Annotated in this window: 18 protein-coding genes; 14 read left to right on the top strand and 4 right to left on the bottom strand. The window is 43.4% G+C overall.

Annotated elements, in window-relative coordinates; translation table 11 throughout:
* Positions 1-148 precede the first annotated feature (148 nt).
* The 10 genes from rsmG to CXF62_RS13300 all read left to right on the top strand — a co-directional run bounded on the left by rsmG (position 149) and on the right by CXF62_RS13300 (position 10,146).
* Positions 149-865 carry a 16S rRNA (guanine(527)-N(7))-methyltransferase RsmG gene (gene rsmG, locus CXF62_RS13255; RefSeq protein ID WP_102094742.1) on the top strand — a complete coding sequence of 239 codons (717 nt, stop codon included), beginning with the start codon at positions 149-151 and terminating at the stop codon, positions 863-865.
* Between the two features lie 238 nt (positions 866-1,103).
* The gene (locus tag CXF62_RS13260) at positions 1,104-1,883 is read left to right on the top strand and encodes a ParA family protein (RefSeq protein ID WP_102078567.1); all 780 of its coding nucleotides are present in this window, start codon (positions 1,104-1,106) and stop codon (positions 1,881-1,883) included.
* 157 nt (positions 1,884-2,040) lie between these two features.
* A complete protein-coding gene (locus CXF62_RS13265) occupies positions 2,041-3,210 on the top strand; it encodes a ParB/RepB/Spo0J family partition protein (protein WP_102094743.1) in 1,170 nt (389 codons plus the stop codon).
* A gap of 85 nt (positions 3,211-3,295) precedes the next feature.
* Entirely contained in the window at positions 3,296-4,021 is a 726-nt protein-coding gene (locus CXF62_RS13270) for a MotA/TolQ/ExbB proton channel family protein (protein ID WP_102094744.1), read from the top strand.
* A 65-nt stretch (positions 4,022-4,086) separates the two neighbouring features.
* Entirely contained in the window at positions 4,087-4,518 is a 432-nt protein-coding gene (locus CXF62_RS13275; protein WP_102094745.1) for an ExbD/TolR family protein, read from the top strand.
* Positions 4,519-4,608: 90 nt separating this feature from the next.
* Positions 4,609-6,393 carry a lipid A export permease/ATP-binding protein MsbA gene (gene msbA, locus CXF62_RS13280; protein WP_102094746.1) on the top strand — a complete coding sequence of 595 codons (1,785 nt, stop codon included), beginning with the start codon at positions 4,609-4,611 and terminating at the stop codon, positions 6,391-6,393.
* A gap of 66 nt (positions 6,394-6,459) precedes the next feature.
* Positions 6,460-7,590, top strand: a complete 1,131-nt coding sequence (lpxK, locus tag CXF62_RS13285) for a tetraacyldisaccharide 4'-kinase (RefSeq protein WP_102094747.1) — start codon at positions 6,460-6,462, stop codon at positions 7,588-7,590.
* A gap of 49 nt (positions 7,591-7,639) precedes the next feature.
* A complete protein-coding gene (kdsB, locus tag CXF62_RS13290; protein WP_102094748.1) occupies positions 7,640-8,452 on the top strand; it encodes a 3-deoxy-manno-octulosonate cytidylyltransferase in 813 nt (270 codons plus the stop codon).
* Positions 8,453-8,556: 104 nt separating this feature from the next.
* Positions 8,557-9,687, top strand: a complete 1,131-nt coding sequence (locus tag CXF62_RS13295; protein ID WP_102094749.1) for a DNA polymerase III subunit delta' — start codon at positions 8,557-8,559, stop codon at positions 9,685-9,687.
* Between the two features lie 111 nt (positions 9,688-9,798).
* Entirely contained in the window at positions 9,799-10,146 is a 348-nt protein-coding gene (locus CXF62_RS13300; protein WP_102094750.1) for a PilZ domain-containing protein, read from the top strand.
* A 258-nt stretch (positions 10,147-10,404) separates the two neighbouring features.
* Here CXF62_RS13300 and ppk2 read toward each other — a convergent pair whose 3' ends face one another.
* On the bottom strand, positions 10,405-11,484 hold the full coding sequence (gene ppk2 / locus CXF62_RS13305) for a polyphosphate kinase 2 (RefSeq protein WP_228153250.1): 1,080 nt from the start codon (positions 11,482-11,484) through the stop codon (positions 10,405-10,407).
* A gap of 186 nt (positions 11,485-11,670) precedes the next feature.
* Positions 11,671-13,185 (bottom strand): acetyl-CoA C-acetyltransferase, encoded by a 1,515-nt coding sequence (locus tag CXF62_RS13310; RefSeq protein ID WP_102094751.1) that lies wholly within the window; start codon positions 13,183-13,185, stop codon positions 11,671-11,673.
* A gap of 548 nt (positions 13,186-13,733) precedes the next feature.
* On the opposite strand from CXF62_RS13310, the gene CXF62_RS13315 reads away from it, so the two are divergent.
* The 4 genes from CXF62_RS13315 (at position 13,734) to CXF62_RS13330 (ending at position 18,643) form a co-directional block, all read left to right on the top strand.
* A complete protein-coding gene (locus CXF62_RS13315; protein WP_102090944.1) occupies positions 13,734-15,134 on the top strand; it encodes a 3-oxoacyl-ACP reductase in 1,401 nt (466 codons plus the stop codon).
* Positions 15,135-15,458: 324 nt separating this feature from the next.
* Positions 15,459-16,373, top strand: coding sequence for a MaoC family dehydratase (locus tag CXF62_RS13320; protein WP_102094752.1), 915 nt, complete (start codon positions 15,459-15,461; stop codon positions 16,371-16,373).
* Between the two features lie 58 nt (positions 16,374-16,431).
* Positions 16,432-17,007: a protein tyrosine phosphatase family protein gene (locus CXF62_RS13325; RefSeq protein WP_371546670.1), complete on the top strand. Its 576-nt coding sequence runs from the start codon at positions 16,432-16,434 to the stop codon at positions 17,005-17,007.
* A 211-nt stretch (positions 17,008-17,218) separates the two neighbouring features.
* Positions 17,219-18,643, top strand: coding sequence for a serine hydrolase domain-containing protein (locus tag CXF62_RS13330; RefSeq protein WP_102094753.1), 1,425 nt, complete (start codon positions 17,219-17,221; stop codon positions 18,641-18,643).
* Positions 18,644-18,698: 55 nt separating this feature from the next.
* On the opposite strand, the gene CXF62_RS13335 is transcribed toward CXF62_RS13330, so the two are convergent.
* Both CXF62_RS13335 and ilvD read right to left on the bottom strand, forming a co-directional pair.
* Positions 18,699-19,946 (bottom strand): cation:proton antiporter, encoded by a 1,248-nt coding sequence (locus CXF62_RS13335; protein ID WP_102094754.1) that lies wholly within the window; start codon positions 19,944-19,946, stop codon positions 18,699-18,701.
* A 249-nt stretch (positions 19,947-20,195) separates the two neighbouring features.
* Complete coding sequence (gene ilvD, locus CXF62_RS13340) at positions 20,196-22,082, bottom strand: dihydroxy-acid dehydratase (protein ID WP_102094755.1); 1,887 nt, start codon at positions 22,080-22,082, stop codon at positions 20,196-20,198.
* Positions 22,083-22,299: the final 217 nt, after the last annotated feature.

A 22,299-nucleotide genomic window follows, 5' to 3' on the forward strand; every position in this document is an offset into this window, starting at 1 on the left:
GAATTGAAGGCAATCAAAGCAGAATAACGCCTCATGATAAGCGTAGATAGTATAAGATGTCCCACATTGGCGCAATCTGCAACTATTCAATGGGCAGACTGCATGATAAAATAAACGGTTCACAAGTCAAAACTGGATAACTCGTTGTATGTCAGCTTCCGCTAAAAACTCTTCATCGTCTGCTAGTATGGGTAATACTAATATTGATCCGGCTGGTTTCGTAAAGCTTGGTTCGCAATTGCCAAAGCTGGCTAATATCTTGGCGCAAGCGATAAATGAGCTAGGTCTGCCGTTAAGTGAAACGCAGCAGCGCACGTTATTATTGTACTTAGACCAGCTTTTATTATGGAATAAAGCGTATAATCTGACCGCGATCACTGATCCAGAAGAAGCGCTGATCAAGCATGTGATAGATTGTCTGTCTATTATAACGCATTTACCCGCCGGATCGTTGCTAGATATCGGCACGGGAGCAGGGTTGCCGGCAGTTATTATTGCCATTTGTCAGCCTGAGCGCCAGTGTACTGCGCTTGACAGCAATCAGAAGAAAATTCGTTTTATTAAGCAAATCAGCAGCGAGCTTGGTTTGAGTAATATGCAGCCGATCGCATCGCGTATTGAAGCGCATGAAGCAAGCTATGCGGTGGTGACATCGCGAGCGTTTGCCAGTTTGATAGATTTTGTAGAAGTAGCGCAGCCAAGATTAGCAGATGGCGGCTTCTTATGTGCTATGAAAGGTAAAGTGCCGAGTGAAGAAGAGCTGCAAGCACTTGATAGTGATTGGCATATCAAAACTATTAAACTGACGGTGCCACGTTTACACGACAGTCGTCATTTAATTGAAATGTCTGCCAAAGATAGCTAAGCCATAAATACTTCGCAGTCATGAAACAGGTACGGTTTTTTGTGAAACACAGTTTACGTCTGTATCTAAATGACATAGTATTTAAAAGCATTTAAAATACTCGACCGTAAACTGAGTATTTTAGACCATGAATTGCTTGTTTTTAAATACTGAGCGAGTGTCGCTGTACAAGATTGAACAAAAATAATCGTACCAACCGAGTCAAAAGTAATAGACCCTAATAAAATTGAGTGAGTGTATGGAAATCATAGCAATTGCGAATCAAAAAGGCGGTGTGGGTAAAACCACAACGGCAGTAAATTTGACCGCCAGCTTGGCTGCTAAACGCAAGCATGTACTGCTGATTGACTTAGACCCACAAGGTAATGCGACCAGTGGTACAGGTGTTGACAAAAATGAGTTAGATCTTACCATAGCGGACGTTTTGCTAGATGGCGTCGCGTTGTCTGAAGCAATTGTTACCAGTCCTGCTGGATTCGATGTCATCGGTGCCAATCGCGATTTGGCTGGCATGGATATTACCTTAATGAGCAAGACCGATAGTCATGAGCTGTTCAAAACTGCGATGGCCGAATTGGTTAACGATCAGGTATCCACACAAAAACAGCCATACGATTATGTGATTATCGATTGTGCGCCTAGTTTGAATCTATTGACGATTAATGCGTTGGTGGCTACGGACAGTGTGATTATCCCTATGCAGTGTGAGTATTATGCACTAGAAGGGTTGGCTGACTTATCACAAACGATTGAACGTCTTACAGAGTTGAACCCTAAGCTGTATATTCGCGGTGTGGTCAGAACGCTATTTGATGCGCGTAATACGCTTGCTCGTGATGTCTCTACTGAGCTAGAAGCGCATTTTGGCGATATCATGTACAAGACTCATATTCCAAGGAATATTCGCTTGGCAGAAGCCCCTGCGCACGGCTTACCAGTTATTGCGTATGAGAGATGGTCAAAAGGCGCGCGCGCGTATCAAAAGTTGGCCGCTGAAGTGATGAAGCAAAGCAGCTAGTTTTTATCTAAAGTTCTTACAAAGAATTTTTAGATAAAAAGCGTCACTGATCAAGACAGTGAATGAATAGTATAAGTATAGAATACTTAACATTGTATTTAGTAAGCCGCATCATTAATCAATTGGCTTTTATTTTAGCGTTAGAGGATAGGTAATCATGGCGAAGAAAAGAGGGTTGGCTGCTAATCGGGGCTTAGATGCCTTATTAGGGTCAATCAAAAAAGAAAAGCAAATTACCGCCTCTGCCTTGCAAGACGACATGGTGGCGCGTGAAAATGCTGCGCCAGATATTAATGTGCCTGTAGATACTAATGCGCCTATAGATACTGTATCCACAGATATAGCGCCTGATATCACTCCAACAAAAGCCAGTAAAAAATCATCTGCGAAGATTACTGATAACGATACTGCTAGTGAGAATAGCACTCGCGCGCCACGTTCATCTCGTGCTACCAGCAAGGCGTCGCTCAACAAATCGCGCGGCAATAGTGCAGATACGAGCGCAACCGAAGACCAGATTAGCCTTGTGCAGATTGATGTCACACGTTTGCAAGCAGGTAAGTACCAGCCTCGTCGAGATATGAGTGAGACGGCACTTGCAGAATTGGCGTCTTCTATCGAGCAGCATGGCGTGATGCAGCCTATCGTTATCCGCCCGCTATTGGCAAACGAAGATAAGAGTGAAGCATTTGTCACTCACGAAATTATCGCTGGTGAACGCCGCTGGCGCGCAGCAAAAATGGCAGGAAAAGCGGTTATCCCTGCGATTGAGCGCGCCTTATCTGATGAGTTGGCAATTGCATTAGCACTGATTGAAAATATTCAGCGCGAAGACTTGTCAGTGATTGAGCAGGCAGCAGCATTGCAGCGTTTTCATACCGAATTTGGTATGAGTCATGCCATGATCGCTGAAGTCGTTGGCAAGGCGCGTACGACAGTATCGAATCTACTTCGTTTAAATCAGCTGCATGATACAGTAAAAGACCATTTAGCCAACAGTGCGCTAGATATGGGTCATGCTCGTACACTTTTAGCATTGTCCTCTGAACAGCAACCTATCATCGCGCAAAAGATTATCGATGGCGGTATGACCGTGCGAGAAGCAGAAAAATTGGTCAAATCCATCTTGCAGCCAGCGCCCAAAATCAATCGTGCTGAACAAGCGCAATCTCGTGATGTAGAGCGTTTAACCCAGAGATTAACAGACATGCTTGGTGCTGAAGTCAAACTAAAGCATAAAAAAGATGGTCAAGGTAGTGTTGAGATATTTTTCCACAATCAAGATCAATTGGCTGCGTTGATTAAACATATAGAAGCTCAAGCTTAATAACATTTGCGAGTTAGCCATATCTATTCAAATGCTAAGTCGCCTCTGAACAACTATTTTTGCAAAAATACGGAAGAGAGTAGATATGTGGGAGTTGGTAAAAGCAGGTGGCTGGCTAATGACACCTATCGTGGTCTGTTCTATATTGGCATTAGTTATCATTATTGAACGTAGCCATACGCTACAGTTTAACAAAGTCGCTCCTAGCAGGTTGCGCGAACAGCTAATAACTCGTTTACGTGAAAATGGCGATATTGGCCGCACACAATTGATGAATGTAAAAGAAAAGACGGCGCTTGGCGATATCTTGGCAACGGGTTTGCTTTACCGTCAGCACGGGCTAGAGTCGATGACGATGCACATGCAAAATCGTGCCAGTGTACAAGTTCATCAATTAGAAAAAAACATCAATATGTTAGGCACTATCGGTGCGATAGCGCCGTTACTTGGCCTATTAGGTACGGTACTAGGGATCATATCGTCATTTTTGGCGATTACCGATGGCGCCATGCAAGATCCGACGATGCTAGCCGCTGGTGTATCACAGGCACTAATTACTACCGCTGCTGGTATGATTGTTGCTATCCCTGCGCTGGTTGCTTATCGTTATTTTCAGCGCCGTATCATTGATATTAATGCTCAGTTTGAGACTCAAGCAGGTCTTATGATTCAAGAGCTGTATGATTATCACTTGCTTGCTAGTACGCAGCCATCTACATCTTCTAGCCGTACGTCAATAGAAGATAGTATTGTGCAAGAACGTTCATTCGGTGCGTTGGATTCGGATAAGACTAGCATAGCGGCAGTGTAGTCAATGCGGTTGCAAAGAATAAAAGTCTTAAGCCCATAAATGGTAGATGAATTAAAGAGATTGATATGCGTTTTAGAAAACCAACGGTTGAACCGCTTGAAATTAATCTGACACCGATGATTGATTGTTTACTGTTTTTAATTGTTTTTTTATTACTTGCTACCTCATTCAATCACTTTAGTCGTTTAAATATTATTCTTCCTGAAGCTGAAGGTGTCGCGTTGACAGAAAAAAACAACAGCATTGAAGTAGCTGTGCAAGAAGATGGTAGCTATTTGGTCAACGGCATTACACTTGCTAGTAGCAATGAGGCTGAATTGATCAGTATGCTACAGCAAGAAGCAGGTGGTAATCGTGATATGCTATTTGTGATTGCTGCCGATGCTAACGCTACTCATCAGTCTGTTGTGCGAGTAATGGATGTCGCAGGAAAACTAGGGTTTTTGAACCTTAATATCAGTACAGTTGTGCCACTTGGTCAACCATTACCGCAATAATATATGGCTATATTAGTGTCATAAATACTCCTATAAAACTGTGCTTTGAATGCAGTTTATTCATATCATGATACCCAAATTGAGGCTTTTATGAGCCAAACATATCAATCTGACCCAAAAACGTCTGCTAAGAAATCATCAGCGGAACCATCGACTACGCCCAAGCATAAGACTTTACTACGTCTATTAAGGTATTTAAAACCTTACTGGTGGGCATTGCTGTTGACTATTATAGGCTTTGCTATTAATGCATCGACCGAGATTGGGACAGCGAAGTTATTGCAATATATTACTGATGCGATCAAGCAAAGTGATCAGAGTAAAAGGGATTGGTTTCCCGTTCTAATTATTATGCTTTTTTTAGTTCGCGGTGTGGGTAGCTTTTTGGGTAATTACTATTCTGCTTTGATTTCACGAAATCTGGTTTATGAGCTACGAGTAGAAGTTTTTAATAAGCTGCTGCGCTTGCCAAGCTCATTTTATCTTGCCAATCCAGCAGGTACTATCTCATCAAAGCTGATATTCGACGTTGAACAGGTCACAGCGGCCAGTACAGACTCAATGAAAACCTTGTTACGTGATGGCTTGACTGTTATTGGGTTGATTGGTTTCTTGCTTTATAGCAATTGGCGTTTGACATTGATTCTATTCCTCGTACTGCCACCGATACTGTGGCTCATTCGCATAGCATCTAAGCGTTATCTCAGATTATCTAAGGGGATTCAGGAAACAATGGGTGATGTCAGTCACGTGACCAACGAAGTTATTGGTGGCTATCAGGTGGTGAAAAACTATGGTGGACAAGCATACGAAGCTGAACGTTTTGACAAAATATCTAAAAAGAACCTGCGCCAAGGCATGAAAGTGGTCGTGACTAATAGTATCAATACACCAGCAGTACAGCTACTGATGGCGATGGCAATGTCAGTTGTGGTATGGCTTGCCCTGCGTCCAGCAGTGATAGACAATATATCAGCTGGCGAATTTATCGCTTATATCGCAGCCGCAGGATTGCTCAGTAAACCCGTTCGTTCATTAACGGATATTAATCAAAAGCTGCAAAAAGGTATTGCGGCTGGTGAATCGATTTTTGCCCTACTAGATGAGCCAGAAGAAAAAGACACTGGTGTGATCAGCTCAGCCCTAACGGGTGAGATGAAACTCGATAATGTCAGTCTAATCTATCCGGATTCGACAGTGGCACTGCGCGACTTTACGTTAGATATACGTGCAGGAGAAACCGTTGCACTGGTAGGGCGTAGTGGTGCTGGTAAATCATCTTTAGTAAATCTATTGACACGCACCTTATCAACTTCTGCAGGACAAATTACTTTAGATGGTATACCAATCGAAGATATCAAACTAGAGAGCCTACGTGCTCAAATTGCGATGGTCAATCAGCAAGTGGTGCTGTTCAATACGACAGTGTTTAACAACATTGCTTATGGTAGCTTAGCGAATAAAAGTCAGTCCGACGTTGAGCGTGCCGCAAAAGATGCCTTTGCTCATGACTTCATAATGAAGATGCCAAATGGCTACCAGAGTGAAATTGGTGCTGAAGGGTTGCAATTATCAGGCGGTCAGCGTCAGCGATTATCGATTGCTCGCGCGCTACTAAAAGATGCACCGATTCTAATTTTAGATGAAGCCACCAGCGCGCTTGATAATGAGTCTGAGTATTATATCCAGCAAGCGCTCGATAATGTGATGAAAGACCGTACCACATTGGTCATTGCCCATCGCCTGACGACTATCGAATCAGCGGATCGTATTGCTGTGATGGATGGCGGCCAGATTGTTGAGTTAGGAACGCACAATGAGCTAATGCAACTGCAAGGCCACTATGCGCAAATGTATGCTCGAGATTTCGAGTAGTCAGTTTAGAAGTTTTTAGCCAATTTTCACGCAGCCATGAACCAATAAGATAAGCGATATTGATTAATGAGTATTGAGACGATAATCACCCGCGCATGGCAACGTCAAGCTGTTTGGTTGTGGTTGTTGCTGCCTATCAGTTGGTTATACGGTTTCATTACCTTATTGCGTCGTCAAGCTTATAAGGCTGGGCTATTATCAAGCTATCGAGCACCTATTCCCGTGATGGTCATTGGTAATATCAGTGTTGGCGGTAGTGGTAAGACGCCGCTGATTATTGCTCTGGTCAACTACTTACAAAAAAAAGGCGTAGAAGTAGGGGTAATCAGTCGCGGGTATGGCGGTGATACGAGTCAAATGCCTGCATTAGTTAGTGCTACCAGTTTGCCCCATGTAGTAGGGGATGAGCCGTGTTTGATTGCTCATATGACAGGCGCTGCTATGGCAGTGTGTCCCAATCGCCAACAAGCGATTGCTACTCTGTTAAAGGCAGATCCTAATTTGCAATTGATTATTGCAGATGATGGTTTGCAGCATTATGCACTACAGCGTGATATCGAATGGATTGTGGTAGATGCCGCTCGTGGGTTTGGCAATAAGCAGCTATTACCAACAGGTTTTTTGCGTGAGCCGATGTCACGATTAGAGGGTGCAAATGTTATATATCATGAAAAACCAAGTACAGATTTAACTCAGACTTCTAGAAGTGGTAATAAGATACAGTCTGCTGACCGTTTGATCATGCATTTGCAAGCTGATGAGTTGCAACACTTATGGAATTCTACATCGAGTGAAGCTCAACTAAATAGTGTGAAGCCTACTAATAATAGCCGCGTCCATGCTGTTAGTGGTATCGGCTATCCGCAGCGGTTTTTTGATACCTTAGAATCTATTGGCTTTGAGGTCATAGGCCATCCTTACCCTGACCATTATGATTTTAGTTTGGCTGAGCTTTTACAATATGGTGATTATCCTATCATCGTAACCAGTAAAGATGCGGTAAAAATCAGCGCATTATTGGCGGACTATACAGCGACACAAGCACTCAGTGATAAGTATTTAGAACTTGTCAGCAGACTATGGGTGTTGCCAGTGACGGCTGTATTATCTGAGAATAGTTATCATAATCTAGATGCGCAACTAAAGGCACTAGGGGTTCGTATCGACCATGATATGAACACCTCAGCCTCATTATAAATATCAGTTAATATTTTAAATCGCCGTATAATTTTTATAGGAATACGCCATGTCGTTCGCCACCACACCTGCCAAAACCCATATCGTGATTCCTGCACGTTTTAAAAGTACGAGACTACCTGGTAAGCCATTGCTAACTATTCATGGTAAGCCAATGATACTTTGGGTAGCAGAAAAAGCGCAGACAGCAAGTTTTGCTGATGACATGTGTATAGCGACCGATGATGAGCAAATTGCAAAAGTTTGCACCGATGCAGGTTTTGATGTGGTTATGACCAGTAGCGAGCATGCTTCAGGTACGGATCGCTTGGCAGAGGTAGCAGCTATCAAAGGTTGGGCTGAGCATGATATTGTGGTGAACATGCAAGGCGATGAACCCCTTGTACCGCCATTGCTTTTGGAACAAGTACAGGCGCTCTTGGTAGCGGATGATGATAGCGTGATGGCCACACTCTGTGAGCCTATCGATGACTATGATACGTTCCAGCGGCCATCGGTAGTAAAAGTAGTCAGCCAATCTGCTAATAACTTACAGCGTGCGCTCTATTTTAGCCGCGCACCGATTCCTTGTGATCGTGATGTTGTATTGGCTGATAATAACCAGATGCAACCACCAAAGAACGCCTATCGTCATTTGGGTTTATACGCTTATCGTGTCAGTCTATTACAGCAGTTCGTAAACTGGCCACAAACGCCACTTGAGATACTCGAAAGTCTAGAGCAATTACGTGTTTTAGAAAATGGTCAGCATATCGCTATCGCAGAAGCCGCCTGTCAGTTACCAGCGGGTGTCGATACACAAGAAGATTTAGACCGTCTAAACGCGATGAGCTTAGATAACTTTCACAACCCTACTAAGTAATAGTCTGAGCAAAGTTGCATACGATTCTAAGCTTCATACAACGCTAAAGTATTGTTATCATGGCTATACCTAAAGTACCTAATCAATGTGACAGAGCCATAACCATGAATAATTTGACAGGAAATATGGACGCACTAGATAACACAGACCGTATGTATTTTGCGCCACTATTGCCATGGCAAAAAGTATTGTGGTTACAGTTGACCGAGCGCGTACTTAAGCAGCAGTCTTTGCCGCATGCATTGCTCGCTGCTGGTATGCAAGGTATGGGCAAACGCGCCTTTGTATGGCGATTGGTCGCTTGGCTATTATGCCGTGAGCGTGGTACAAACCCACTAGGTGCTTGCGAAGTATGTGAGAGCTGTCAATGGCTCAAGTCGGGAACTCATCCGAGCTTGCAAGTATTACCACTCGTTAGTATGCCTATCAGTGCCGAAAGCGATGCGCTTCAAGAAAAATCAAATAGCGTAAAAGATAAAAAAGGCGCTAAAGCTACTAGCAATAGTGCTCTTAAGATCAAAGTAGATGATATTCGTGCTTTGCAGCCTTTTATTTATCAAGGCGGGCAAGGAATGCGTATCTGTGTGTTAGATCACGCTGAAAAAATGACAGTAGCCGCTGCCAATGCGCTGCTTAAAACATTGGAAGAACCGCAAGCGCAGGTGCATCTGTTTTTGATTAGTGATACGCCTGCTCAGCTATTGCCAACGATTAAGAGTCGTGTGCAACAGTTAGCATTACAGACAATTGAGCAGACTGTTGCTGTCGATTATATGAGGCAGGCACTAGGTCACACGATTAACCGCGAAGCCGTTGGTAACGCTGCGATTGAGCAGTTAATACAACTAGCCAATGGTGCGCCGTTAGCTGCTATCGCCTTAGCGCAAGCACCATGGTATAGCAAGCGCAGCCTATGGTTGACTACATGGCAGGCGCTACGTAGTGGTAAACGTAGTGGTGTGGCTGCAAGTGATTATTGGCAAGGTCAGCTTAATATTAAAGAGTTTATACAGTTATCTGAGCTGATGCTCCTTGATATACGCCGTGTCTGTTTGGGGCTGAGTGAACTACAAAAGGATGTCAATCTATCAACGATATTGGCGACTTATCATCCTACCGATAGCGGGTTAGAGGCATTTGCCAACAGCGTGCAGCAGACCAAAATCGCACTGCAACAAAATGTGCAAGAAAAATTTGCCTATGATAAGCTAATGCAAGAGTTGGCAGGCTTATAGAGCCATGCTTTAACGCTTAGTTAGTGTTCGAAAATTTGCAATTGTTCTTAACTATAAACTATCAATTATTTATATAAACATACTAAACCCAGTTGATGAAGGAAGCTGACTATGGCAATGCCAGGACGTGGCGGGATTTTAACCTGTCATTATGAAAGTATCGAAATGTTATATGCCAGCTATTTGTCATTTGTCAGTAATGGGGCATTATTTATTCCCTCTGACCGCGTGCAAAAGCTGGGCGATGAGGTGTTTATTGCGGTGACTTTGCCCAATTCTAGTGAGCGCTTACCGATGAATGGTAAGGTGGTATGGATTAATTCTAAAGCCCAAAGCGGTCGTCCAGCCGGTTTTGCCGTGCAGATTGGCACTGATATCGCAGGCCAAAGAATTAAAAACGAAGTCGAGCGTTTATTGGCTGGTAAGATTGACAGTTTACAGTCTACTTATACTATGTAGCATGTATATAGTCAGAGCACTTTTAAACCGCTACGGTGTTACCCGCCCTAGATGTACTTAGTGTACTATCTGCGGTCGGTCGCCTTGTAGCGATTCTAAAATTCCTTGACTATATCTATCCGCACGCTTATCTGTTGAAATAATAATGAGTTTCAAAAAAATAATGTGATAAAAAATGCCGCCTTAGATATAAGGTGGCATTTTTTTTGAGTAAGATAGTACTGGATTGAGTACGACTAAGTAAAGCAAAAAGACAGGTTAATAACGCGGTGGTACATACATATCATCTGGAATCGGCTCACGATAATACTCATCGTCGCGCTTACGTTCGGGCAGTTCTACTTCATCGCGCGGCACCTCTTTATAAGGGATCTGCTCAAGCAGATGAGCAATACAGTTTAGCCTCGCACGCTTTTTGTTATTGCCTTCGACCACCCACCATGGCGCTTCAGGGATATGAGTACGCTCGAACATGGTCTCTTTGGCCTTGGTATAATCCTCCCAACGTCGGCGCGACTGTAGGTCCATTGGTGAGAGTTTCCACTGCTTAAGCGGATCATATATTCGGCTCATAAATCGTGCATGTTGCTCATCATCAGTGATAGAAAACCAGTATTTTACTAAGCGAATGCCTGAGCGTACGAGCATACGCTCAAACTCTGGTACTGATTGAAAAAATTCTTCATATTGCGCGTCAGTACAAAACCCCATAACACGCTCAACGCCTCCGCGGTTGTACCAACTACGGTCAAACAATACGATTTCGCCTGCTGCAGGCAAGTGGGCCACGTAACGTTGGAAGTACCACTGCGTTTGCTCACGCTCAGTGGGAGCCGGCAGGGCAGCTACCCTGCACACGCGTGGGTTTAATCGTTGGGTAATGCGTTTAATGGCACCACCTTTACCAGCAGAATCCCGCCCTTCAAAAATAACGACAATACGTTCACCGCGATCAACTACCCAATCTTGTAGTTTTATCAGTTCTCGTTGTAGTCGTACCAACTCTTGAAAGTAGGTGCGTCGATCCAGTTTTTCTTGCTCGCTCATCTCACGTCCGTTAAAACGAAAGTCACGTGCATAGTCATCTATTTCATTTTCTAGTTCTTCATCATACGTATCGATTAAGTCTTGGTGCATTTTTCGACGTAAATCATCATCAAGAATGTCTTTTTCGATGCGTTCAGTAAGAATGGCTTGTTCCTGATGGTACCGATCTAGATCCTCCTCAGACGTTAGAGATTGAAAATCAGCGGTTGCAAGCGGTTCTGTCATCACCAGTTTTTCAGAGCCAAAAATGACTTGCCTCATTTTTCTTAATAAAATTTTTGTCTTACCCATAAATATTACCTTTGTTTTGCGTATCGGCTTTTTTAAGAGGCTACTATCTAGGTCGTTTCTATCATAGCAAAGTACAGACAATAAAAAATGCCCTTTAAATAAATTAAAGGGCATTTTTTTATTGATAGATATGTACTGATTAAAATAATAAGTCAGCGTATCTTTTTCACTTAAAAGTGACCAAGCTTATTTTTCTAGGATACAAGTCACGCCTTGACCACCTGCTGCACAGATAGAAATAAGTGCACGGCCCGAACCTTTTTGATCCAATAATTTAGCAGCAGTGGCTAAAACACGACCACCAGTTGCCGCAAATGGATGACCTGCCGCTAGTGATGAACCGTTTACGTTTAATTTGCTACGATCGATAGAACCTAGCGGGGCATCTAAGCCTAAGCGCTCTTCACAGAATTTCTCATCTTCCCAAGCAGCTAAGGTTGATAGTACTTGTGAAGCAAAGGCTTCATGAATCTCATAAAAATCAAAGTCTTGTAGAGTCAGACCAGCGCGCTCAAGCATACGTGGTACCGCATAAGCTGGTGCCATTAGTAAGCCTTCTGTAGTACCAGATTTACCAATGAAATCTACCGCTGCAGTTTCTTGATGGACGATATAAGCAAGTGGTTTTAGACCGTGCTCTTTTGCCCACTCATCAGTACCTAGTAGTACACAAGAAGCACCATCAGTAAGCGGCGTAGAGTTGGCAGCTGTCATCGTTGGATTGGCATTTTTTCTACCAAAAACTGGCTTTAATTTGCCCAGTTTTTCTAATGTAGTATCTGGACGCAAGTTGTTATCACGAGTCAGGCCTTTGTATGGCGTGATCAAGTCGTCAAAGAAACCTTCGTCATAAGCGCGTGCTAGGTTTTGATGACTGTTAAATGCAAGCTCATCCTGCGCTTCACGGCTGATATTCCACTCAAGCGTGGTAATCGCTTGATGATCGCCCATTGATAGGCCAGTACGTGGCTCACCGTTTTGTGGTGAGTCGATTAAGTCTTTTGGATTGAGACCCATTAGTGCTTTTAGACGTTGCTTGTTGTCTTTTGCTGCACCAAGTTTGATCAGTACTTTACGTAAGCCATCGCCGACAGCGATAGGAGCGTCAGAAGTAGTATCTACACCACCAGTGATTGCCGAATCGATCAGACCAAGTGCAATCTTGTTAGCAGAAGCAAATGTCGCTTGTAAGCCAGTACCGCAAGCTTGTGAGATATCATAAGTTGGCGTATGTGGGTTTAGCGCGGTATTTAATGTGGCTTCACGAGTAAGGTTGATATCACGGCTAAGTTTCATGACTGCGCCAGATACCACTTCACCTACTGTTTCGCCTTGCAGGTTATAACGCTCAACTAAACCGTCCAATGCAGCTGTTAGCATATCTGTGTTGCTAACATCAGCGTATGATCCATTTGAGCGCGCGAATGGAATACGGTTACCACCTAAAATAGCAACACGGTTTAGGTTTGAAGCTGGTTTGCTCGCGCTGGCTTTTTTAGCTGGAGCAGGTTTTTTAGCAGCAGTGGTTTCCACTTTTTCATCGACCACTTTTTTACTAGCAGTTTCTTTAGCGCTAGTATCTTTAGTCGAGGTGCTTTTTGCAGCGTTTTCTTTTTTTGCTGTATCTGATTTTGTATCCGTTGCTTTAACAACTGTACTTTCAACAACAGGGCTATCTGGATGATTGTTTTTATTACTCATAATATTATCCTTAAAAAGTATGGGTAGAAGTAAAAAGTGATAGGTAATAATAAAAAATAGTTAAGTTATTTTATACAAGCAAATATTATCATTTATTACGCAGTACAGCTGTTTATCATAAGGCGTTTTTATTCACTTAATGTATCTCTTTAGCAAACTATGTGACGCTTGTATGAGGTCGGTAGTAGATTCATGACCATGACGCATCGCTCTAATAGACTGGCTAGTAAGAAATATTAGCATTGCATAACAGTACGTTTGATAATATATTGTTATCAATAATTAAGTATGCCATAACCTATAGGTCAGATTTTAACATGTTATAGTGGCGCTTAATGCTGCTAAAAACGACTGGCTTGTATACTGACTTGTTTACAGATTGTTGTAGACATTATCTGTTTTTGGACTTGTTTATAAGGGAAGTGTATAGTTAGGCTAGTTTTGAGGCGATTTACTAAATTTAAATAATTACGATGTCAATGTCTCTATATAATAGATTCATTGCATTTTTTATTATTATACGAATCATTAATTATAAGGATTATATTATGTCAGACCGTTATGGTGATTTTGTTCAATCTTCTATTGGCAAAAAAGTAGCAAAAAACTTAGGTTTGCCGATGCCAACGACGCTTGATCGTTTCGAAAGCGGCGAGCGTTTGGTGCGTGGTAGTGTATTGGTTGGCCGTGCTACTGGTGATGACAAGAGTGTCAGTGAGTCTGTGGCCCGTATCCTGTCAGACGTTCATGCCGAAGTATATGTAAACAGCAGCGATGACATCAAAGACGCACTTGCTGATGCAGGCGTAGAGGCAAAAGCCAACACGGGCGGCGACGATCAATTCAAAGTACTGCTTTTTGATGCCAGTAATATCAGCAATGCTGAACAGCTAAAAGAGCTTTATGAGTTTTTCCATACAGTTGCACGCCGCGTAGAAAAATCAGGCCGTGTGGTTGTGGTTGGTCGTACGCCAGAGAACATCACGGATATTGAATCTGCAATGGCTCAACGCTCGCTTGAAGGTTTTGTGAAGTCAGTGGGCAAAGAGTTTAAACGCGGTATCACAGCGCAGCTGATTTATGTTGAAGAAGGCGCAGAGCAAAACCTAGATTCAACCTTACGCTTTTTTACCTCAGCTCGTTCAGCTTATGTATCAGGACAAGTAGTACGCGTCAGTAAAGGCAGCTCAGTCGATGTTGACTGGAACCAGCCTTTGGGCGGCAAGACTATGCTAGTGACTGGCGCAAGTCGCGGTATTGGCGAAGCTATCGCTCGTGTATTGGCTCGTGAAGGGGCTCATGTTATCTGTCTAGATGTACCACAGCAGCAAGCTGACCTACAAAAAGTTGCTAGCGAAATCAGCGGCTCTGCTTTGACAGTAGATATCACTAGTGAAGATGCTGGGGCAGAAATCGCTGACGCTGCCCAAAAACGTGGTGGCCTAGATTCAATCATCCATAATGCTGGCGTGACTCGTGATAAGACGTTGGCTAAGATGGATGAGAAAAAGTGGAACATGGTCATCGATATCAACTTGGGCAGTATCGCTAGATTGAACCGCTACTTGTTGGACAATGACGTACTGAAAGAAAACGCACGTATCGTATGTGTGTCGTCAATTTCAGGTATCGCTGGCAACATGGGTCAGACCAACTATGCCACTTCTAAAGCTGGTGTGATTGGTTTGGTTAACGCAACTGCCAAGCAATTAGAAGACAATGCTAAAGGCATGACGATCAATGCAGTCGCTCCTGGTTTCATCGAAACCCAAATGACAGAAGCCATTCCATTTGCTATTCGTGAAGCTGGTCGCCGCATGAATTCAATGAGCCAAGGCGGCCTGCCAGTAGATGTGGCTGAAACTATTGCATGGTTCGCTTCACCTGCCTCTGGCGGTCTAAATGGCAACACGGTTCGCGTCTGTGGTCAAAGCTTACTTGGTGCATAATGTTGATTAATTGACAGGTATATGTGAGAAATAAGGTACAGATAGAGACAGTAGTTGTATCACATAAGCTATTATTTCTCGTTTGTATCACATATGCTTACGAAATAATCTTTGATAAAGTGTAATAAAGCTGCCCAAGGGTGGCTTTTTTATGATAAAAACACAAGAACCAATAGCCAAACTATTTTTTGCTATTAAAGATACTCATGAGGTTGATTAAATTTAATGCTTATTAGATGATTTAATAGTAGGCTTTAGTCAATGACTGCAGATTGTCTCTATATACGTTAAAGAACTTGTTCAAGCCACACTTAGGATGTACTTATGTCAGACAAACATTATGATGCGTTGCCAAAAGCGCACACCACTTATGCCAATATTGTCAAAAGCTTATTGCCTATCGGTAATGGTGGCAAGGTCAGTAGAGACCAGTTGCCACAATCTACTTACTATGTAGATGACTTGCATATCGATCAAGAAAATCTAGATGACTATCGCAAAATTTGCGGTTTTGCTGATGATGGTAAAGTGCCAGCGACTTACTTCTCGGTATTGTCACAGACGCTGCAGATGAACATGATGGTCAAAGAGCCGTTCCCATTTGCCATGTTAGGTCTTGTTCACGTTGATAATAGCGTCACCCAGTATCGCCCGATTGGAGAGCGTGAAACGGTAGCAATGTCGGTCACTTTTGATAACCTGCGTGATCATGCTCAAGGTCAGCAGTTTGACTTTGTCACTATCGTAAAGTCAGAAGATGAAGTCATCTGGGAAGGTACATCGACTTATTTATCACGTAGCAAGAAACCTAGCAGTAAAGATAAGAAGAGCGCGCCGCGTCCGGTCATGGTCAAGCCTGAAGTAAACGAAGCAGGTGTTCATAGCATTTTTGAAGTGCCAGAAGATATCGGTCGTCGTTATGCCTTTGTCTCAGGCGACTTTAACTTGATTCATTTGCATCCGCTATCAGCACGTGCGTTTGGTTTCCCTAAAGCGATTGCGCACGGTATGTGGTCAAAAGCTAAGTGTCTTGCTCTGATGGGTGATTTGCCTGATGCTTACACAATTGACGTCTCATTTAAGCTGCCTATCTTTTTGCCAGCTGAAGTAGAGCTGATTGCTGAGCCAGTAGCCCAGCTCAAAAACGTAGATGATACTTGTGAGTTTGGACTGTATAGCTCTAAAAACAATAAACCGCATTTGGCGGGTGTTGTAACCCTAAAGAGTGACAGCAAGTAGCATAAACATCATAAAGCTTCTATTTTAACAGCCATATTTAACGTACATATTTATTATTATGACTTCACAAAACATGCCTTCAGAAGAAAATGCGATAGACGTAGATCAAACAGAGAGCTCGATAGCAACCGATACGGTCGCTGCTAACGATAGCGGCGCTAACATGCATATTATTAGTGCCGATAATGGCATTGATTTGGCCGATATCTTTGAGCCTTATTTTCGTCCAGATGCAAACACTATCGTGTGCGGTGCATTAGATGACGAAAAAGTCGCGGCTTTAGCGAAAGCGGGCGTCGAGCTGGTTATCAACTTGCAGCCTGATGATGAGTTGAGCTTTGATGAGGCATCAGCAGTTGAGCGAGCAGGTATGCACTACGAACAACTGCCTATCAGCGGTGCTAAAGAGCTAAAGCAGCTTAAGATATTGGCGTTTGATAATGTATTACGCCAACATCATGGCAAAAAAATCGCTATGCACTGTGGGTCGGGCAATAGAGTGGGAGCTGCAATAGCGCTGAGGGCAGGATGGTTGCGTGGACGTAAGATGGATACAGCGATGGAACGTGGTCGCAGTCATGGTTTGACCAAGCTTGAACAAGAAGTTCATAACCGTTTGTTAGTACCGCGTTAACTAGATTTGTGGCGTTGAATATTAGTGCTGTCTTAGACGTTGGCAAACTCTAAAAATATCATCGAAATAAATAATAAAAAAGGCGACCAATAGGTGGCCTTTTTTATTGGCTCACAATTCATTTATACTGGTTCAAATATTTTATATAGCTTGTGTATTACTATCATCTTAAAAATAGAATAATTCATATCACTGGAGCAAGGTAATAATAATGGATCATAATACAGAAAATTCTAATATATCTATAAACGCTGACTTTCAAAACAAATTACAGCAATTACTGACAGATTTACAGCTTGATGATGCACCTGCTGGCGGGGCTGTGGCCGTGTATCAAGCAGGCCAGTGTATAGCACAAGCCAGTACAGGTATGGCACGTCCTGATATGCCGTGGCAGCCTGATACGTTAGCGATTAATTTTTCTACTGGTAAAGGGGTATTGGCAACGTTGGTTCATGTGCTAGTTTCGCAGCAACTGATCGAATATGACAAACCTATTGCCCATTACTGGCCAGAGTTTGCTGCAAATGGTAAAGACCAAATTACGTTGCGACAAGTCATGTCACATCAAGCCGATTTGTTTTCGATTCAAAGTATCGATGTCGACAGCGAGACGGTACTCGATTGGGATACGATGCTGCGCCACATTGCAGCGATGTCCATTACCTCTCCCGAAGATGCTACCAAGTATGACAGCGCTTATAGTGCATTAGTCTACGGTTGGGTATTGGGCGGCGTAGTAGATGCGGTCACGAATCTATCATTCGCTGAAGCACTGCGCCAGTATCTAACAGAGCCTCTGGGTATTGCCGACAGCTGCTATTTTGGTGTGCCAGATAGCAAAGTAGATCAGGTGGCAAAATTGGCCAAAGATTTTGAAGAAACAGAGGATACGAGCTCCCAATTAAAATCGAGACGCCAAAAACCAACCTTAAAAGTAGATTCTCAAGAGACTTTACGTACTTATGCAAGCTTACCTAGTTATCATTACTGGCAACAGAAAATGCTAAATGACAAACGTGCAGCTGAGACGCAAAGTAGCCTAGATGACAGCCTAGATAGCTCTGATATTGATAACGTGCAACCTGTATTAAATACGGCGCGTATTAATAGCTTATATTTCAATACCACTCAGCTTAATCTAAAAAACTATAAGGCGGCGCTGATACCTGCTGGCAAACATGCCCTTGATTATCATAACCGTCAAACATTACAGGCGGTCATTCCAGCGGCAAATGGTGTCGCTTCCGCTAAAGCACTGGCAACGATTTACGCAATGCTCGCTAATGGCGGTATATGGCAAGGAAATGCACTGATTGATAGTGCTACTTTTGAGCAGTTATCTACTCCGCAGGTTGAGGGTTTAGATGCGGTTATGCCAGCAGCTATGAAATGGCGATTGGGCTACCATAGATTATTTAGTTTGTATGCTAACAATGATGATACGGATAAGGGAATGAGTCCTGCTTTATCAGGATTTGGGCATATGGGGTATAACGGTTCGGTTGCTTGGTGCGACCCTGAGCGCCAATTGTCATTTGCTTTTATTCATAATTTTGATACCACTATGCTCAATGACGTTCGTCAGTTTGCGCTGACAGAAGCCGTCTTGAGCTGGGTAAAAGAGATACTTTAATTAGGCTAGTTTTAATCACGAATTGATTCTGTTTTAAATATAAGCAGCATTAATGTTAATGCTGCTCGTTTGGTGTCATTTTAAGCAATCTTGATGCGCTGAGACCATGGATAAAAATAGAAGTCAAAATGACAATTGAACAAACAATCCACAATTTAAGCGCATCTTCATCCGCGAAGAAACCTTGATTAAGCGCATAGGACAGATAATACAAAGTACCGATACCGCGAATACCCAAAGCTGATATCGCATATTTTTCAGTATGAGGTAAGTTCAATCCTGATAAGGCAATAAATCCACCAATCGGACGTATAAGTAGTAGGAAGGTAAAGCTAACGATATAGACACGCCATGTCAGCTCGACACCTGCCTGCAGCCCTTGACCTAGGAACATACCAAAGATAACTAGCACCAATGACATTAATAAGCCTTCTGATTGCTCAGCGAAATCATGCAGTTTTTGGTGATAAGTATGCTCACACTCCGAGCGACGAAATGCAAATGCGGCCACGAATACAGCGATAAAGCCATAACTGTGTACATACTCTGCAAGTCCATAGGCTAGTAGCGTCAACGCAATAACCACATAGCCTTGCGAAATGGTCGTCTCGCGAGTGTGTTTAGAAAACACGACTTTGGCCAATATTTTACCAACCAATACACCTACCACTACGCCTGCGCCAATCTTCCATAAGACATCATGAGTAAACCACGACCATAGCATATCGTAAGTAAAGGCTTTGCCCTCACTGAACGCTTCTGCGATCTTAATCGCTAGATACACAAACGGAAAAGCCAGACCATCGTTCAATCCTGCCTCTGACGTTAAAGTAAAGCGTGGTGTGTCTTCTCCTCCTGTATTGGGAGGTCCCACCTGAATGCTCGAAGCTAACACTGGATCAGTAGGCGCTAACACTGCACCTAACAAAATAGCTGCACCAAGGCTCAAACCAAACGCGTAATACCCCAAGACTGCCATCGCAAAAATACCAATAGGCATGGTAATGAGTAGCAGTCTTACTGTTGGTCGCCACAATCGCCAAGACAACTCTGTATCGATTTTAATACCAGCACCAACCAATGAGACCAATACAACAATCTCAGTCAGCTTTTCGATGAGTAAACCGTTATCAAGTGGGTCTAAAAAGGATAAAGACGTCCACCAGTAGCCCATCATCAGACCGAAGCTGACTTGGAGCATCGGTAATGAGATAGAGGTGCGCTTAAAAATAACAGGAAACAAGGCCCCGAGTAAAAAGGCAATCCCGCAGATTAATAAGAATAAGTTATATTTTTCAATCATAAGGTTTACGCACGTCGTTATGTTTTAAGGGTCGATTTTAAGAGGGTAATTTTAGATATTGATGACAATTAACAGCAATAGTTGATAGTCAGTCACGGATACCCTTTATCATGACGTCAAAATAAAATAATTACCGCAAAAAATAGTTATCAAAACGACAGCTACGTTGTTTTTTGGTGAAAAAAAGCCTGCATTGCGCAGGCTTAATATGTTTTTATCAGTATGTCTGGAGCATTGATAGCTTACAGACTAGCGCTCCACTTGACTCACGTCACGTACGGCACCAGTATCAGCGCTGGTAGTCATAGCCGCATAAGCACGTAATGCTGGCGAGACATGACGATCACGGTTGACAGGCTTCCATGCATCACGACCACGCGCTTCCATAGCTTCTCGGCGAGCAGCTAAGTCTGCATCGCTTACTTGCATATTGATGGTACGATTTGGGATATCGATATGAATACTATCGCCTTCTTCAACCAAACCAATCGCACCGCCTTCAGCAGCTTCTGGGCTAGCATGACCAATTGATAGACCTGATGTACCACCAGAGAAACGACCATCAGTCAGTAGGGCGCATTCTTTACCCAATCCTTTTGACTTGAGATAAGTCGTTGGATAAAGCATTTCTTGCATACCAGGGCCGCCTTTAGGGCCTTCGTAGCGAATGATGACCACATCGCCTGCAACGATTTGATCAGCCAATACCGCAGCAACCGCATCATCTTGTGATTCAAATAGTCGCGCACGACCAGTAAAGGTCAAGATGCTTTCGTCAACGCCTGCAGTTTTGACCACGCAGCCGCGCTCAGCGATATTGCCATATAGTACGGCTAAGCCGCCATCTGTAGAGTAGGCGTGTTTGGCACTACGGATACAGCCTGACTCACGGTTGACGTCGAGGTTTGACCACTCTTTTGATTGTGAGAACGCTTCTGTGGTACGTACGCCACCAGGTGCTGCAAGGAAGCGTGCGCGAGCTTCATGGTTGTCAGGGTTCATGATGTCCCACTTACCGATCGCTTCTTTCATCGTTGCGCTATGGATAGTCGGTACATCAGTTTTTAGTAACTCGGCGCGATCAAGTTCAGCAAGTAATGCAAAGACACCGCCAGCACGATGCACATCTTCCATATGGTATTTCTGTGAGGCAGGGGCTACTTTTGCCAGACAAGGTACACCGCGACTTAGACGGTCAATGTCAGCCATCTTAAAGTCAATCTCTGCTTCATTGGCCGCAGCAAGTAGATGCAAGATGGTATTGGTAGAACCACCCATGGCGATATCTAAGCTCATGGCGTTTTCAAAAGCAGCTTTGGTAGCGATAGAGCGTGGTAGTACAGAGTCATCATCTTGCTCATAACGACGCTTGGCTAATGAGACAATCGTACGACCCGCTTCTAAGAATAGCTCGCGGCGCAATGAATGAGTAGCTAGTAGTGAGCCGTTACCTGGTAAAGCTAGACCTAAAGCTTCGGTCAAGCAGTTCATCGAGTTTGCTGTGAACATACCAGAGCATGAGCCACAAGTAGGGCAGGCTGAAGCTTCGATAGCGGCGACGTCTTCATCACTGATGCTATCATCAGCAGCGTCCATCATCGCATCGACAAGGTCAAGTTTGCGAACAGCACTGCTGTCACTACTATCGGTATTGTGGCTCTTACCAACGGTACTGGCTAAGATTTTGCCCGCTTCCATTGGACCACCTGAAATAAACACCACTGGAATGTTAAGGCGCATGGCGGCCATCAGCATACCCGGAGTGATTTTGTCGCAGTTAGAAATACAAACTAGTGCATCTGCACAGTGGGCATTGACCATATACTCGACAGAGTCAGCGATCAAATCGCGGCTTGGTAGCGAGTACAACATACCGCTATGGCCCATCGCAATACCATCATCGACCGCAATGGTATTGAATTCTTTTGCAACGCCGCCTGCTTGCTCAATCTCACGGGCGACCAGTTGTCCAAGGTCTTTTAGATGCACATGGCCGGGTACAAACTGGGTAAAAGAGTTAGCAATCGCAATGATTGGCTTGCCAAAGTCGCCGTCAGTCATGCCGGTTGCACGCCATAATGCGCGCGCGCCTGCCATATTACGACCGCCGGTAGAGGTTTTTGAGCGATAATCCATGTGATATTCCTTACAAATAGGCGGGGTTGTTAAAATGTGCACCCTCAGTTTTAATAGGGATAGTGTGCTTTTTATAGAGAGTGAGTACTAGTGAATAATACTAATTCGTTACCATACCATTAGATATGAATAACTAAAAACAATATGCTAATAACAGTGAATTAATAATAACGAATTAATAATCACAAGTGATAAGCGAAAAAACAGTTGTTCAAAA

This window comes from Psychrobacter sp. MES7-P7E, assembly GCF_002863645.1.
Lineage (GTDB): Bacteria > Pseudomonadota > Gammaproteobacteria > Pseudomonadales > Moraxellaceae > Psychrobacter.